Below are 14,196 nucleotides of genomic sequence, written 5' to 3' on the forward strand. Positions count from 1 at the left end.
GGCGCGGGACGCGCGACCGGCGTGAAGCGGACGGGACGGTCCTCGCGCGCGGCCGGAGCCGCGGCAGTCTCGGCGGGCTTGGGCGCGGCGGCTTCGGCCTCGGCGGCCTTGCGGGCTTCTTCGGCAGCCTGGCGCGCGGCCTCGGCGGCGGCCTCCTCGGCCTTGCGATTCTCTTCGGCGCGGCGCTTCTCGTCCTCGGTCGCGGCCTTGGCGTCGCGATCCTCGCGGCGGCGCGCTTCCTCGAGCGCCTGCATGCGCTGCTCCTCGGCCTCGCGCAGCAGGCGCGCCTGGCGCTCCTGCGGAGTCTCGTTCGAGACCGGGCGCTTCGGCGGGGCCGGGCGCGGGGCCGGCTCAGGCGCGGGCGCGGGGGCCGGCGCCGCCTCGACGACCTCGGGCTTCGGCGCTTCGACGGTCTCGCCCGGGCGGCCGAGCACTCGGCGCTTCTTCACCTCGACCACGACCGTGTTCGAGCGGCCATGGCTGAAGCTCTGCTTCACCTTGCCCGCCTCGACGGTGCGCTTGATGCCGAGCGGTGCGCGCGCTCCCAGCTTCGGCTTGTCGGTCGTATCGCTCATTCTTGTCCTTCGTGTCGTTCAGCCGCCCCGTGATGGGCGGAAGCGCCGGAAGCCGCGGAAGCGGCCTCTAGCGCAGCATCTCTTCCGATAAAAGCGCCCCACCTGCTCAGCAGGTCGCGAACCCGCGCGGCGGCCGCGGGGTCCAGGATGGCGACATGTACCACATTCTGCCGGCCGAGGGCCAACGACAATATGGTTCTGTCGGCCGGAAAAACCAGCCCTTGCCGCTCTTCCCCGTCCGTCCCGACGCGCAGCGCCTGGTCGCGCTTGCCGCGTCCGTCGGCCGCCGCATCCGACGCGTGGATGAGCAAGCGGACCTCGCCGCGGCGCAAGGCCACGTCGATCTTCTCGCCGCCCGTTACCAGATTTCCGGCACGCGCCTCGAGCCCGAGCCGGTCGAGCACCGCCTGGCGCAACGCCGCCTCGATCCGCGCGCCGAGATCGTCGGGAATGGTGACCGCGCCGGTCTTGAACGCTCGGGCCAGCGCGGCCTTCAATTTGCCCTTGGCCTGCGCTGCTTCGAGCGCCGCCCGATCTACCCCGATCCACGCGCCGCGCCCCGGCGCCTTGGCGCGCACGTCGGGCGCGACGGTGCCGTCAGGCCCGAGCGCGAGCCGGATCAGCGACGCCCGCGGCGCCGCTTCCCGGGTCAGGATGCAGGTGCGCTCGGGGACGTGCCCCGAGCTTCCGTCGTCGCTTAGCTCAAGCGTCTCATTGGGAGGTTTCCGCAACCGCGTCCTCCTCTTCGAACCAATGGGCGCGGGCGGCCATGATGATCTCGTTGCCCTGCTCGTCGCTGAGGCCATATTCGGCGAGGATTCCGCCCTTGTCCTCGGGCCGCTCGGCGCGCTCGCGCTGGCGGCGCTGCTCGGGCCGCTTCTTCTGGACCAGCTCGTCGGTGGCGAGGTCGGCGAGGTCGTCGAGCGTCTTGATGCCCGCCTTGCCCAGCGTCACCAGCATCGCCTCGGTGAGGTAGGGCATCTCGGCCAGAGCGTCGTCGACGCCCATCGCGCGCCGCTCCTCGCGGGACGCGGCCTCGCGGCGCTCGAGCGCCTCGCCGGCGCGGCTCTGCAGCTCGGCGGCGAGCTCGTCGTCGAAGCCTTCGATCGAGGCGATCTCGTCCGGCTCGACATAGGCCACTTCCTCCAGCGCGCCGAAGCCTTCGGCGACGAGCAGCTGGGCGAGCGTCTCGTCGACGTCGAGCTCCTCCTGGAACATGGTCGAGCGCTCGACGAACTCGCGCTGGCGCTTTTCGCTCGCGTCGGCCTCGGTCATGATGTCGATCTGCGAGCCGGTCAGCTGCGACGCCAGGCGCACATTCTGGCCGCGGCGGCCGATGGCGAGGCTGAGCTGGTCGTCCGGCACCACCACCTCGATCCGGCCTTCCTCCTCGTCGATGACCACTCGGCTAACGGTCGCCGGCTGGAGGCCGTTGACGACGAACGTCGCGAGGTCCTCGGACCAGGGGATGATGTCGATCTTCTCGCCCTGCATTTCCTGCACGACGGCCTGCACACGGCTGCCCTTCATGCCGACGCAGGCGCCGACCGGATCGATCGAGCTGTCATGCGAAATGACGCCGATCTTGGCGCGGCTGCCCGGATCGCGGGCGGCGGCCTTGATCTCGATGATGCCGTCGTAAATCTCGGGCACTTCCTGGGCGAACAGCTTCTTCATGAAGTCGGGGTGGGCGCGCGACAGGAAGATCTGCGGACCGCGGGTCTCGCGGCGGACGTTGAGGATCAGGCTGCGGGTGCGGTCGCCGACGCGCAGCACCTCGCGCGGGATCTGCTGGTCGCGGCGGATGACGCCCTCGGCGCGGCCGAGGTCGACGACGACATGGCCGAACTCGACGCGCTTGACGACTCCGGTGATGATCTCGCCGACGCGGTCCTTGAACTCCTCATGCTGGCGCTCGCGCTCGGCGTCGCGGACCTTCTGGAAGATGACCTGCTTGGCGGCCTGGGCGGCGATCCGGCCGAACTCGATCGGCGGCAGCGGGTCGACGATATAGTCGCCGACGACCGCGCCCTTCTGGAGCTTCTGGGCGTCGTCCAGGCTGACCTGCTTGAAATAGTCCTCGACCTCCTCGACCACCTCGACGACTCGCCACAGGCGAAGGTCGCCGGAGACCGGGTCGAGCTTGGCGCGGATGTCGTTCTCGGCGCCGTAGCGGGCGCGTGCGGCGCGCTGGATCGCGTCCTCCATCGCCTCGATGACGATGCCCTTGTCGATCAGCTTCTCGCGCGCGACGGCGTCGGCGATCGCGATCAGCTCGGCCTTGTTGGCGGAGACGGCGCCCGGAGCGGCGGGGTTGGGGGCGGTGGTCGCCATGTTAGCTATCCTGTCCTTCCACTTGAATTCGATCGGCGCCTTCCGCGGAGAGCGGCGCGGTCGCCTCGATGAGCTTGTCGGTCATGACCAGCTTGGCGCTGCGGATGTTGGCGAGCGTCACCCACATCTCGCCATGGCCGGGAACGTCGATTCCGACCAGCTCGCGCTCGACCCCGAGCAGCGGTCCGGCGACCTGCTTGCGCTCCGCCACCGGGTCCTCGAGCGCGACGCGGGCGTCATGGCCCTTCCAGTCCTCGAAATCCTGGAGCCGGGTCAGCGGCCGGTCGATTCCGGGCGAGCTGACCTCGAGCCGGTAGGCATGGTCGAACGGGTCGTTGCCCTCGGCCTCGAGCGCGTCGAGCATCTCGGACAGCCGCCGCGACAGCCGCGCGCAATCGTCGAGGGTGAGCTGGCGGGTCGCCGGGTCCTCGGCCATGACCTGCAGCGTCGGGTCCGACTTGCCGCCGGTCATCTTGACGCGCACCAGCGCGAGCCCCTCCGCCTCGACGGCGGGCTCGATCAGCTGCTGCAATGCGGCAAGGTCGGCCAAGGAAAGCTCCCACGCGAAAAAACCAAGTCCTCCCGCGCCGGCCCCGACCCCGGGACCAGCCTCAGGCATCTGACGATGTCGAGGAGGTAGTCGTCATATATGCGCGAGGAGCCGGCGCGGCAACCGCTTTCGCGGCGGGCCGCTTGACCTCGGCTCGCGCTCTCTCGATTGAGGTCGCCAGACATTCCGGGAGCTCGATCCATGCGCCGCATCGTCCACGCCGCCCTTCCCCTCCTCGCTTTGGTCGGCTGCGCCGGCAATGGCGACGCCGCCGGAACCGCAACCGCCGACGGCGGCGCTATCCAGGCATCCGGCCAGCCGTTCACCGTCGAGGCGATCGCCGATTTCGAGTCGCCCTGGGCGCTGGCCTTCCTCCCCGACGGCTCGGCGCTGATCACCGAGAAGAGCGGACGCCTCATCCACTGGAGCCGCGCCGGCGGGCAGAACCGGCCGGTCGATGTCGCCGGCGTGCCGCAGGTCGACGCCGGCGGCCAGGGCGGCCTCGGCGACGTCGTCCTCCACCCGCAATTCGCCAGCAACCGCCTTGTCTATCTGAGCTTCGCCGAGGCCGGCGAGGGCGGCACGCGCGGCGCCGCGGTCGGCCGCGGCCGCCTCGTCGTCGACGGCGGCACGCCGCGCATCGAAGGCTGGCAGGTGATCTGGCGCCAGGTGCCGAAGTTCGACGGCCGCGGCCATTATGGCCACCGCATCGCCTTCGCGCCCGACGGCCACCTGTTCATCAGCTCCGGCGAGCGCCAGGAATTCGATCCCGCCCAGGACATGAACTCCAACGCCGGCAAGATCCTGCGCTTGCGCGACGACGGCTCAGTCCCGGCCGACAATCCCTTCGCCGACCGCGGCGGAGTCACCGCTCAGATCTGGTCGCTGGGCCACCGCAACCCGCTCGGCCTCGCCTTCGCCCCGGACGGGCGCCTGTGGGAGAATGAGATGGGCCCGGCCGGCGGCGACGAGTTCAACCTGATCGAGCGCGGCTCCAACTACGGCTACCCGATCGTGTCGAACGGCGACCATTATGACGGCCGGCCGATTCCGGACCACGACACTCGGCCCGAGTTCAACGCGCCGGAGATCACCTGGACCCCGGTCATCTCGCCTTCCAGCCTGATCTTCTACACCGGCGACCAGTTCGCCGACTGGCGCGGCAACGCGCTGATCGGCGGCCTGTCCGGCCAGGCGCTGATCCGCGTCGCGATCGACGGCAACAACGCTCGCGAGGTCGCCCGCTATCCGATGGGCGCCCGAATCCGCGCGGTCGACCAGGGCCCGGATGGCTCCCTTTACCTGCTCGAGGATGGCGGCCGCGATTCGCAGGGCCGGCTGCTCCGGCTGACCCCGGCGCGATGACGGCCCGCACCGCCTCCTGCCTGTGCGGCCAGCTCAAGGCGGAATGCACCGGCGATCCCTTCCGCATCTCCGTCTGCCACTGCCTCGACTGCAAGAAGCGCAGCGGCAGCGCCTTCGCCTACCAGGCGCGCTGGCCCGAGGCGCAGGTCAGGATCAGCGGCGAGCATATGGAATGGGAGCGCGTCTCAGACGCCGGCAACAAGACCCGCTTCTATTTCTGTCCGCAGTGCGGCGGCACCATCGCCTACCGCAACGAGGGCTTCCCCGACGCGCTCGCGATTCCCGTGGGAGGCTTCGCCGACGTCGACTTCCCAGCGCCGGGGGTCTCGGTCTTCGAGGAGCGCAAGCCCGGCTGGCTCGAGATCAAGGGCGACGGCATCGAGCGCGAATAGCGACGCCGAGTCACACCCGCTGGTAGCGGAAGTACCAGACCTCGTGGCCCTTGCGGCGGGCCTTGGCTTCGTAGCGCGTCTCCGGCCAGCCGCCGGGACGAGTGAGAAAGTCCGACGCCTTCTCGACGATCCAGCGGAAGTCCTCGCGCTGGTGCATGATCATCATCGACCAGCGGCAATAGACGGGATCGTCGGTGCCGAGGCGGAACTCGCCGTCCGGCTGGAGCTTGGCGGCGATCAGGTCGAGCGGGCCGTGATTGACCATCCGCCTTTTGGCGTGACGCGCCTTCGGCCAGGGATCGGGGTGGAGCAGATAGACGAATCGCAGGCTCGCGTCGGGCAGCCGCTCGAGCACGTCGAGCGCGTCGCCCATGTGCAGGCGGACGTTCGTCAAATGTTTGTCGCGGACCTGGATGAGCCCCCCGACCACGCCGTTGATGAACGGCTCGGCGCCGATGAAGCCGTGGTCCGGCAGCATGTCGGCGCGGTAGCCGAGATGCTCGCCCGAGCCGAAGCCGATCTCGAAATGGAGCGGGCGGTCGTCGCCGAACAGCAGCTGCGCCGACAGCGGCCCCTCCTCCGGCACCGAAATCTGCGGCAGCAATTTCTCGACCAGCTCGGCCTGGCCGACCCGAAGCTTGTGCCCGGAGCGGCGGCCGTACAGGCGGCGGATGGTAATGGGATCGTTCACGTGGCGCGCGTTAATCGCGCAAGGACAAAGAGCCAAGCCGGAGAGAGAAGAATGAGATCAGCCGCAGCAGCCTTCGTGACCGCCGCCCTGATGACCAGCGCCACTCCGGCGCTCGCCACCGGCAGCGCGAGCTGTCGCGGCACCATCAACCCCGAGATCACACTTGACCTCGTCATCGGCCACATGGTCGGCCCGGTGATCGCCCAGGCGCGGTTCGGCGACGGCACCGTCACCGGTGACGGCGGCGCGACGATCGCCCAGTCCTGGCTCGACGCGCAGGCGCTCCACGTCGACATCGTCGATGCCAACGGCAGCCAATATATCGCGCGCCTGCGCACGACTCGCCCGAGCGAGCGCGGCCAATATGCCGGCACCCTGCGCTATGGCGGCCGGCAATATCAGGTCCGCTGCCGGGTCGAGGGCTAGGCCGCTCAGTCGATGATGACGGGGGTCGGCCGCCGCGCGCTGAGCGCGACGACGAGCCCGGCCATGGCGAGGATTCCGCCCGCCGCGGCGAGCACGGTCCAGCGATAATCCTCGAAGATCGTCGACAGCAGCATCGCCACGATCGGCACCAGCACGCTCGAATAGGCCGCCTTGCCCGGGCCGATGGCGCGCAGGATGCGGTAGTAGAAGAAGAAGGCCAGCGCCGAGGCGACGAGGCCGAGATAGAGCAGGCCGAGCCAATAGCCCGGCCGGCTCTCGACCACCGGGGGCCCATATAGGGCCAACGCGATCCCCGCATTGGTGATGGTGCCGTAGAGCATCGACCAGGCGAGCAGGCTCGCCACCGGCATCTTCTTCACCTCGTCGACCAGCTGCAGCAAATTTCCCGCCGACGCCGACAGGATGGCGATCAGGGTGAAGCCGATGCCGAGCATCACCTGTCCCGGCCGCGCCTCCGACACGCGCAGCTCGGCGACGAACAGCATGACCACGCCGACCATCGCCACCGCCGAGCCGACGAGGAATCGCCGGCTCAGCTCATGGCCGAAAAACAATTTGGCGAAGCCGGCATTGGGCACGACCAGAAGCGCGAACACCACCGCGACGATGCCGGACGTCACATATTGCTCGGCCGCGTAGACGAAGTTGAAGTTGAGCACGAATTGCGGGATCCCGATCGCGAGCGCGAGGAGATGCCCCTTGCGGCCGAGCCTGAGCGGCGCGCCGCTGATCCGCGCCATCGCGAACATCGCGAGGCTCGCGAAGGCGAAGCGGTAGGCGACCGACCAGGACGGCGGCACCGCGTCCGCCCCGGCGCCCAGCTGGTCCTTGATGACGATCCAGGTCGAGCTCCAGATCAGCGAGATCAGGATGAACGGGATCAGGATCGACGGGGTCGAAAGGCCCGGCTCGCGTTGCTCCACCCCTTACCTCAGAGCGCGCGGATCGCGGCGGCGAGCGCGTCGACATGGCCGGGATCGCTGTCCCAGCTGGTCACCAGTCGAACCTCGCCCGGCGCCCAGTCGTAGAAGTCGAATCCCTGCGCACGCAGCGCCGCCGCTTCGTCCGCGTTCACCTTGAGGAACAGCTCGTTGGCCTCGACCGGCTCGACCAGCCGCTCCGTCCCGGCCGCCGCGGCTATCCTGTCGGCGGCATCGTTGGCGAGGCGGCCGTTGCGCAGCCACAAATCGTCCTTGAGCATCGCGTGGATCTGGGCGGCGAGATAGCGGCCCTTGGACAGCAGGTGGCCGGCGCGCTTGCGGCGATAATGGGTCGCGGCGGCGCGCTCGGGATCGAAGAAGACCAGGGCCTCGGCCGACATGCCGCCATTCTTGACGAAGCCGAACGAGAGGATGTCGACCCCGGCGCGCCAGGTCAGGTCGGCGGGCGCGCAGCCCAATCGCGCCACCGCATTGGCAAAGCGCGCGCCGTCGAGATGGAGGCCGAGCCCGCGCTCGCGGCACAGCGCGCCGATCGCCGCGGTCTCGTCCGGCGTGTAGACCCGGCCATATTCGGTCGCGTTGGTGATCGACACGGCGTGCGCCTTCATCCAGTGGACGCCGTCCGGCACCAGGTCGAGCCGCTCAGCCAGCGTCGCCGGCGTCAGCTTCGCCCCCGGCCCGTCGACCGTCAGAAGCTTGGCGCCATGGGTGTAGAATTCTGGCGCGCCGCACTCGTCATTGTTGATGTGCGCGTCCTTGTGGCAGATCACCGCGCCGTGCGGCGGGCACAGCTCGGCGAGCGCGAGCGAATTGGCCGCCGTCCCCGTGCCCACCCAGAGCGCCGCGACCTGCGTCTCGAACAGCGCGCAGAAGGCCGCGGACAGGCTCTGGCTGAGCGCATCGCCGTCATAGGCGGTGTCGAGCCGGTTGGCCGCGGCGATCGCCGCCATCACCTCGGGGCAGACGGCGGCGGCATTGTCGGAAAAGAAGCGCATGGCGGCTCCCTTGCGAGGGTTCGACGGGCGCGTCAACGCGCGCGATTTTCCCACAGAAATCCCGCCTTTCGCGAACCCCGATTTAACTCTCCATTAGGGACGAACGACCTAGGGTGGCGTGAGCATGCGAGGCTGAAGAATGGGCGTAGAGAATTTCACGGCGGCTCCGGGCGCAGGCACCCGCAGGGCGAAGCGTGCCCGGGTGCTGCTCGCCGCCAAGTTGCAGACTCCCTATGGCGAGATCGACGCGCGGTTGCGCGACCTGTCGCAGAAGGGCGCGCTGGTCGAATGTTCGCCGACTCCGCCGCAAGGCAGCGAGGTCGTGTTCTCGCGCGGGCCGATCACCGTCCCGGCGCGCGTCGCCTGGTCCGGCGAAGGCCGCGTCGGGCTCGAATTCCACTATCGGATCGACGAGAACGAGATGCTGGTGCAGCTCAAGCGAGTCTCCAACCTGCAGGCGCGCGAGCGCTTCCGCCGCCCCGGCATCAAGGAAAGCGCGAGCGAGAAGGAGCGCGCCCTCGCCGCCGCCTGGGGAGTCCAGGTCGGCATCAACATTTCCGACGGCGATTTCTGAGACCCGCGGTGGACGCGATCGGCACCCCCTGGCAATCGTGCATCGGCAGCGACGGCAACGGCTTCGAGGCCGAGCTGTCGCACTGGCCCGCCGGCAACCAGGACCGCAAGGCGCGCAAGTCCGAGCGAGTCGCGGTCGAGGTCAGCGCCGGCCTGCGCCAGCGCGGCGCGTCCGGCGTGTCGGTGCGCGTGCTCGACCTGTCGCCGGAGGGCTTCCGCGCCTCGACTCATCTCGAGCTCAACAATGGAGTGGATGTGTGGCTTCGACTGCCGGGCCTCGAGCCGCTCCATGCCACCGTCGCGTGGAGTGCCGGCCATTTCGTCGGCTGCGCGTTCGAGCGGCCGCTTCACCCGGCCGTGGTCGACATGATCGTGAGGCAGGCGGGCGGCCGCGCCTGAGCCGCGGCCGCCCGGCCTGATTGCTAGCCCAGTCCGAGCGCCGCCTTGTAGGTCTCGAGCAGAGCCTCGGCCTCGTCGCGGGCGTTCTTTTCCATCTTGCGAAGCCGCACGATGGTGCGCATCGTCTTGGGATCGTAGCCGCGCGCCTTCGCCTCGGCGTAGACGTCGCGGACATCGTCGGCGATGCCCTTCTTCTCTTCTTCCAGCCGCTCGATCCGTTCGATCAGGAGCCGCAATTCGTCGGCCGCGACCGATCCTTCCGCCATGTGATTCTAATCCCCGCAAAAAAGGTGAGCGGCGCGTCTAGGCAAACGACCGGCCCGGCTCAACCCCGCCTTGCACTGTTGTCCACAGCGGTTATGCGCGGCACCCATGCCGACGCGAGAATCCACGCCGAGCCGTTTCGTCCCGCGCACCCGCAAGGTCCGCATCCTGGCCACTTTGGGTCCGGCGAGCGAGACCCCCGAGATGATCCGAGCGCTCGCCGAGGCGGGCGCCGATGCCTTCCGGCTCAACATGAGCCATGGCGACCATGACGGGCACAAGAGGCGAATCGAGGCGATCCGGGCGCTCGAGAGCGAGCTCGACCGGCCGACCACGATCCTGGTCGACCTGCAGGGCCCGAAGCTGCGCGTCGGCCGCTTCGAGAACGGCAAGGCCGAGATCAGGAAGGGCCAGATCTTCCAGTTCGACCGCGATCCCGCGCCGGGCGACGACACCCGGGTCGAGCTTCCCCACAAGGAGATCTTCGAGGCGCTCCAGCCGGGCACCCGCCTTCTCGTCGACGACGGCAAGCTCGTCTTCCGGGTCGCCGAGATCACCCCGGACAAGATCGAGGCCTATGTCGAGGTCGGCGGCACCATCTCCAACAACAAGGGCCTCAACGTCCCCGACGTGGTGCTGCCGCTCGCCGCGCTGACCGAGAAGGACCGCCGCGACCTCTCCTTCGCACTCGACCAGAATGTCGACTGGATCGCTTTGTCCTTCGTACAGCGGCCCGAGGACGTCGCCGAGGCGCGGCGGCTGATCGGCGGCAAGGCGGCGCTCCTCGTCAAGATCGAGAAGCCGCAGGCGGTCGCTCGCCTCAACGAGATCCTCGAGCTCGCCGACGCCTGCATGGTCGCGCGCGGCGACCTCGGCGTCGAGATGCGCCCCGAGCAGGTCCCGCCTTTCCAGAAGAAGATCGTCGAGACGGCGCGGCAGATGGGCAAGCCGGTGGTCGTCGCCACCCAGATGCTCGAATCGATGATCACCTCGCCGTCGCCGACCCGCGCCGAGGTCTCGGACGTCGCGACCGCGGTCTATGATGGCGCCGACGCGATCATGCTGTCGGCGGAAAGCGCGAGCGGCGACTGGCCGATCGAGGCGGTGACGATCATGAACCGAATCGGCACCGAGGTCGAAGCCGACCCCAGCCACCATGCCCGGGTCCATTTCACCGAGACTCCGGCCGACCCGACCACCAACGACGCCATCGCCGAGGCGGCGGGCGCGATGGTCAACGTCGTCAACGCGGCCGGCATCGTCTGCTTCACCGCGTCGGGCAGCACCGCGCGCCGGGTTGCGCGCGAGCGGCCGACCGTGCCGCTGCTGGTGCTGACCCCGTCGCTGCGCACCGCGCGGCGCATGGGCCTGCTGTGGGGCGCGCATGCGGTGCGCACCCGCGACGTCGCCAATTTCGAGGAGATGGTCGGCAAGTCGAAGCGCATGGCGCTTCGCCACGGACTCGTCTCGGGCGGCCAGCGCATCATCATCACCGCCGGCGTTCCGTTCGGCACGCCGGGCTCGACCAACGTGCTTCACATCGTCCGCCTCGTCGGCGACGAGCTCGAGCGCTACCACCGCGAGACCAACGGCGACTGAGGCCGGCGGCGCTGCCTCCAGAACGGCGCCGAAGCGGATCAGCCTGTTTGCCGATCGTTAGCCATCGCCGGCTACGCCGGTGACATGGGCGACTTGCTACCATTCCGCCGCCGCTCAAAACGCGGACGCTGGCGCGAAACTCGGCTGATGGTCGAGGCCGGGCTGCTTATCGGGCTGTCCGTCTTCGGCTTGACCCAGTTCGCGGGTGCCCAGCTGGCCACTCCGGTCGCGGCGTCGTCGGTCTCGACGCCCGCCGTCGTCCGAGTGATCGACGGGGACACGTTCGACTATGCCGGCGATCGCATCCGCATCGCCGACATCGACACGCCCGAAGTGCGCGGCCGCTGCCCGGAGGAACGGGCGCGGGCGGCGCGGGCGACTCAAAGGCTGAGGACGCTGCTCGCCGCCGGCCCGTTCGAGCTGGTGCGCAGCGGCCGCGACGAGGACCGCTACGGCCGCAAGCTCAGGGTCGTGGTGCGCGACGGCCGCTCGATCGGCGACATGCTGGTCGCCGAAGGCCTCGCTCGGACCTGGGCGGGCCGCCGCGAACCGTGGTGCTAGTCGGCATCGGCTGACTTCTTGCTCGCATTCTTTTGAGCGAGGCCGAGCCGCTTCTCGATCAGCCCGACCACGACCAGCAGGACGAGCCCGAAGCCGGTGGCGACGACCACCACGTCGAAATGCGCGGCGCCGGCGGCGATTCCGAGCGCCGAGGCGAGCCAGATATTGGCGGCCGTGGTCGTATTGTGGACGGTGTCGCGGGCGGCGAAGATGAGGCCGGCGGCGATGAAGCCGATCGCCTGGGCGAGGCCTTGGATGGCGCGCAGCGGGTCGGCGTCGCCGAATGTCTCGGTCAGCTTGAGGGCGCTGACCATGACCGCGGCGGAGCTCAATGCGACGAGCGCATGGGTGCGGATTCCTGCGGGGAAGCCGCGGACCTCGCGGTCGAGGCCGAGCAGAAGGCCGACGAGGGTGGCGACGCCGAGGCGGACGAGGACCTGTTCGAGGGGCATTGTTGCGCCCCTAAAACGTGAAAGGGCCTCCGGGTTCCGCGCCGGTGCGGATCAGGCCGCGCCGGTCGCCCGCGCGACGGCGAGCGTGTCGACATATTGCCGAAAGCTGGTGATTCGCCCGTCCGTGACCCGCAGGACATGGGCCATTTGCGGGTTCATCGCATTGCCGGTGGCGACGCAGCTGCCGCTGTAGCGGCCGAGCACGACGATCGTGTCGCCGCCGTCGATAAACTCCTCGGGGTGGGCTCCGAAGCCGTGCCACTCGGTACCGAGCCGTCCGAACACCCCGGTCAGCACCGCCTCAGGACCGTGATAGGGGCTGTTGTCGGCGTAAGGAAAATTCTCCGCCTCGCTCCACTCGATGTCGGGGCTCATCAGAGTGATGATCGTGTCGACGTCGCCGGCGGCGAAGGCGTCGTAGAGGCGGCGCACCGTGGCGACATTTTCCTGCGACATGAACGACTTCTCCCCTCCCCCGAAGATCCCGTAGCTTAATGCCACGGGATCGTGGCGCGGGGAAGGCCGATCAATCCGGCGCCGGCTCGCGCTCCTCATAGGGGTAGCGGCCGCGGATTTTGGCGTTGAAGTAGCGGCCCTTGGCGAAGGCGCTGCGGAAGGCCTCGGCCGCTTGCGGAGGGACGTCGCGATAGACGTAGCGGCGACCGGTGGTGAACAGCACATCGAGCTCGCGCGAGGCCGGGCGATAGTCGAACGCGCGGATGATCGTCGACGGCATGAGCGACTAACGCCGCCGCCGGGCGAAAGCTGCGCCGAGCCTCGGCCTTGACCCGGCCGCGAATGGGATCATTCTCCCGGCGAAGGGGGACCACCATGCGCGCTGCCGTCTTGCTGCTTCCGATCGTCGCGACCGCCGCCGCCGCGGTGTCGAGCGCGCCGCCGGGCGGCGATTACAATACCGCCACGACGGTGGACACCGTCATGGACATGAATGCCGCGGACATGGACGCCACCGCTGGAAGGCCGCTCCCTCCCGCCTGGGCAATGGGCGACGACTGGCTCTATGGCGGGACCGAGGAGTCTGGCGTGAACTGGTATATCGACCAGCGCGCGTCCGACTTCGAGGCGCGGCCGGCACGGGTCATCGTGCGCTCGGACGATTCGGCGATCGAAGGCAGCCGCTACGGCTTCACCGAGCGCGAGCTGGCGCTCGACTGCGCCAAGATGCGCTACCGGGTCACCCGCACCCGCCATTACGACCGCGAGGGTAATGCGACCGGTCCGGTCCAGCCTGGTGGCGGGCCGCTGATTCGCGCAGGGACGGACGGGATCTATGGCCACGTCGTGCAGACCGCCTGCGTCGAGGCGATGCTCTCGCAAGGGCTCGCCAACATGGTCTCCATGAACGGGATGTAGGATCGCCGGTCAGTCGCGGTCCTGAGCGGCCCCGGCCGGGGCGGCGGCAATCGCGTCGCTGAGCAGGGCGAGCGACAGGAACAGCCGCTCGCGCGCGTCGGCGCCCAGCATTTCGGCGGTCAGCCGGTCGAAGCCCGGCCGGTCGTCCGCCGCGGCGGCGCCAGCCATCGCCGCGATCAGCGCCTCGTCATGGCTTGTGCGCCGGCAGCAAAGCGGGCTGAGGTGGAACGCCTCTGGCCAGGCGAGGCCGATCTCCTCGATCAGCAATTGGAGATGCGCCGCGGCACGGCCGCATCCCAGATGGTCCTGGAGCGCGCCCACCGGCCAGCGCCCGAATCGGTGCGCCGCCGCCCAATGGCGAAGCCCGGTGACGAGCCGCTGTTGCACCGGCGCGAAGCTGGCGAGGGGAACGGGCTGGGCGAGCCAGGCAAGGGACATCGGGAACCTCCAGGCCATGTTATTATTGCGAACAGTTCGCATTAGCAAGACTGTCCGAAGCCCCCCGGAACGGCTCCGCACCATCCACAGAAATGCGGCGGGCGGAGTCCTTTCCACAACATTAACGGCTTGCGGGCGAGTCGCCTGTGCCACAAGATGATGCGGTTGAATGGCTGGGGCGGCCCCATACATGGTGTTGATGGACAGGATTTGATCCACCGTTTTCGTCCCCTGTGGATATCGGGG

At 69.1% G+C, this 14,196-nt stretch carries 19 protein-coding genes and 1 pseudogene; 8 read left to right on the forward strand and 12 right to left on the reverse strand.

Annotation, left to right across the window (positions count from 1 at the left end):
* The 4 genes from G7B71_RS04410 to rimP all read right to left on the reverse strand — a co-directional run.
* A partial coding sequence (locus tag G7B71_RS04410; RefSeq protein WP_207774714.1) for a translation initiation factor IF-2 associated domain-containing protein occupies nucleotides 1-575 on the reverse strand: 575 nt, incomplete at its 3' end.
* Nucleotides 572-1,306 (reverse strand): DUF448 domain-containing protein, encoded by a 735-nt coding sequence (locus tag G7B71_RS04415; RefSeq protein WP_243406095.1) that lies wholly within the window; start codon nucleotides 1,304-1,306, stop codon nucleotides 572-574. The genes G7B71_RS04415 and G7B71_RS04410, both read right to left, overlap by 4 nt.
* On the reverse strand, nucleotides 1,287-2,909 hold the full coding sequence (nusA, locus tag G7B71_RS04420; RefSeq protein WP_166038280.1) for a transcription termination factor NusA: 1,623 nt from the start codon (nucleotides 2,907-2,909) through the stop codon (nucleotides 1,287-1,289). The genes G7B71_RS04415 and nusA overlap by 20 nt, the downstream gene beginning before the upstream one ends.
* Nucleotide 2,910: 1 nt before the next feature.
* Nucleotides 2,911-3,459 carry a ribosome maturation protein RimP gene (rimP, locus tag G7B71_RS04425; RefSeq protein WP_166038282.1) on the reverse strand — a complete coding sequence of 183 codons (549 nt, stop codon included), beginning with the start codon at nucleotides 3,457-3,459 and terminating at the stop codon, nucleotides 2,911-2,913.
* A gap of 201 nt (nucleotides 3,460-3,660) precedes the next feature.
* Between rimP and G7B71_RS04430 the strand changes: the two genes are divergently transcribed.
* Nucleotides 3,661-4,824, forward strand: a complete 1,164-nt coding sequence (locus G7B71_RS04430) for a PQQ-dependent sugar dehydrogenase (protein WP_166038284.1) — start codon at nucleotides 3,661-3,663, stop codon at nucleotides 4,822-4,824.
* On the forward strand, nucleotides 4,821-5,216 hold the full coding sequence (locus tag G7B71_RS04435) for a GFA family protein (protein WP_166038286.1): 396 nt from the start codon (nucleotides 4,821-4,823) through the stop codon (nucleotides 5,214-5,216). The genes G7B71_RS04430 and G7B71_RS04435 overlap by 4 nt, the downstream gene beginning before the upstream one ends.
* 10 nt (nucleotides 5,217-5,226) lie before the next feature.
* On the opposite strand, the gene G7B71_RS04440 is transcribed toward G7B71_RS04435, so the two are convergent.
* Entirely contained in the window at nucleotides 5,227-5,907 is a 681-nt protein-coding gene (locus G7B71_RS04440; RefSeq protein WP_166038288.1) for a tRNA (guanine(46)-N(7))-methyltransferase TrmB, read from the reverse strand.
* 51 nt (nucleotides 5,908-5,958) lie between these two features.
* Here G7B71_RS04440 and G7B71_RS04445 point away from each other — a divergent pair, with 51 nt between their 5' ends.
* On the forward strand, nucleotides 5,959-6,333 hold the full coding sequence (locus G7B71_RS04445; protein ID WP_166038290.1) for a hypothetical protein: 375 nt from the start codon (nucleotides 5,959-5,961) through the stop codon (nucleotides 6,331-6,333).
* A 5-nt stretch (nucleotides 6,334-6,338) separates the two neighbouring features.
* Here G7B71_RS04445 and G7B71_RS04450 read toward each other — a convergent pair whose 3' ends face one another.
* Both G7B71_RS04450 and G7B71_RS04455 read right to left on the reverse strand, forming a co-directional pair.
* Nucleotides 6,339-7,277, reverse strand: a complete 939-nt coding sequence (locus G7B71_RS04450; RefSeq protein WP_243406096.1) for a DMT family transporter — start codon at nucleotides 7,275-7,277, stop codon at nucleotides 6,339-6,341.
* Between the two features lie 8 nt (nucleotides 7,278-7,285).
* A complete protein-coding gene (locus G7B71_RS04455; RefSeq protein WP_166038292.1) occupies nucleotides 7,286-8,290 on the reverse strand; it encodes a low specificity L-threonine aldolase in 1,005 nt (334 codons plus the stop codon).
* Nucleotides 8,291-8,429: 139 nt separating this feature from the next.
* Between G7B71_RS04455 and G7B71_RS04460 the strand changes: the two genes are divergently transcribed.
* Nucleotides 8,430-8,864, forward strand: coding sequence for a PilZ domain-containing protein (locus tag G7B71_RS04460; RefSeq protein ID WP_166038293.1), 435 nt, complete (start codon nucleotides 8,430-8,432; stop codon nucleotides 8,862-8,864).
* Between the two features lie 8 nt (nucleotides 8,865-8,872).
* On the forward strand, nucleotides 8,873-9,262 hold the full coding sequence (locus G7B71_RS04465; RefSeq protein WP_243406097.1) for a PilZ domain-containing protein: 390 nt from the start codon (nucleotides 8,873-8,875) through the stop codon (nucleotides 9,260-9,262).
* A 23-nt stretch (nucleotides 9,263-9,285) separates the two neighbouring features.
* Here G7B71_RS04465 and G7B71_RS04470 read toward each other — a convergent pair whose 3' ends face one another.
* Entirely contained in the window at nucleotides 9,286-9,528 is a 243-nt protein-coding gene (locus G7B71_RS04470; protein ID WP_166038295.1) for a DUF2312 domain-containing protein, read from the reverse strand.
* Nucleotides 9,529-9,634: 106 nt separating this feature from the next.
* Here G7B71_RS04470 and pyk point away from each other — a divergent pair, with 106 nt between their 5' ends.
* Nucleotides 9,635-11,125 (forward strand): pyruvate kinase, encoded by a 1,491-nt coding sequence (gene pyk / locus G7B71_RS04475; RefSeq protein ID WP_166038297.1) that lies wholly within the window; start codon nucleotides 9,635-9,637, stop codon nucleotides 11,123-11,125.
* A 264-nt stretch (nucleotides 11,126-11,389) separates the two neighbouring features.
* Nucleotides 11,390-11,686: pseudogene (locus G7B71_RS15615) on the forward strand (thermonuclease family protein); the annotation flags it as partial.
* Here G7B71_RS15615 and G7B71_RS04485 read toward each other — a convergent pair.
* The 3 genes from G7B71_RS04485 to G7B71_RS04495 form a co-directional block, all read right to left on the reverse strand.
* A complete protein-coding gene (locus tag G7B71_RS04485; protein ID WP_166038301.1) occupies nucleotides 11,683-12,138 on the reverse strand; it encodes an MgtC/SapB family protein in 456 nt (151 codons plus the stop codon). The pseudogene G7B71_RS15615 and the gene G7B71_RS04485 overlap by 4 nt on opposite strands.
* A gap of 51 nt (nucleotides 12,139-12,189) precedes the next feature.
* A complete protein-coding gene (locus G7B71_RS04490; RefSeq protein ID WP_166038302.1) occupies nucleotides 12,190-12,594 on the reverse strand; it encodes a nuclear transport factor 2 family protein in 405 nt (134 codons plus the stop codon).
* 70 nt (nucleotides 12,595-12,664) lie between these two features.
* Complete coding sequence (locus G7B71_RS04495) at nucleotides 12,665-12,874, reverse strand: KTSC domain-containing protein (RefSeq protein WP_166038304.1); 210 nt, start codon at nucleotides 12,872-12,874, stop codon at nucleotides 12,665-12,667.
* A 95-nt stretch (nucleotides 12,875-12,969) separates the two neighbouring features.
* Between G7B71_RS04495 and G7B71_RS04500 the strand changes: the two genes are divergently transcribed.
* Nucleotides 12,970-13,512 (forward strand): hypothetical protein, encoded by a 543-nt coding sequence (locus G7B71_RS04500; RefSeq protein WP_166038306.1) that lies wholly within the window; start codon nucleotides 12,970-12,972, stop codon nucleotides 13,510-13,512.
* A gap of 9 nt (nucleotides 13,513-13,521) precedes the next feature.
* On the opposite strand, the gene G7B71_RS04505 is transcribed toward G7B71_RS04500, so the two are convergent.
* On the reverse strand, nucleotides 13,522-13,950 hold the full coding sequence (locus tag G7B71_RS04505) for an addiction module antidote protein (protein WP_166038308.1): 429 nt from the start codon (nucleotides 13,948-13,950) through the stop codon (nucleotides 13,522-13,524).
* Between the last annotated feature and the right edge of the window lie 246 nt (nucleotides 13,951-14,196).

Origin of the sequence: Sphingosinicella sp. YJ22 (assembly GCF_011320075.1) — a bacterium.
GTDB lineage: Bacteria > Pseudomonadota > Alphaproteobacteria > Sphingomonadales > Sphingomonadaceae > Allosphingosinicella.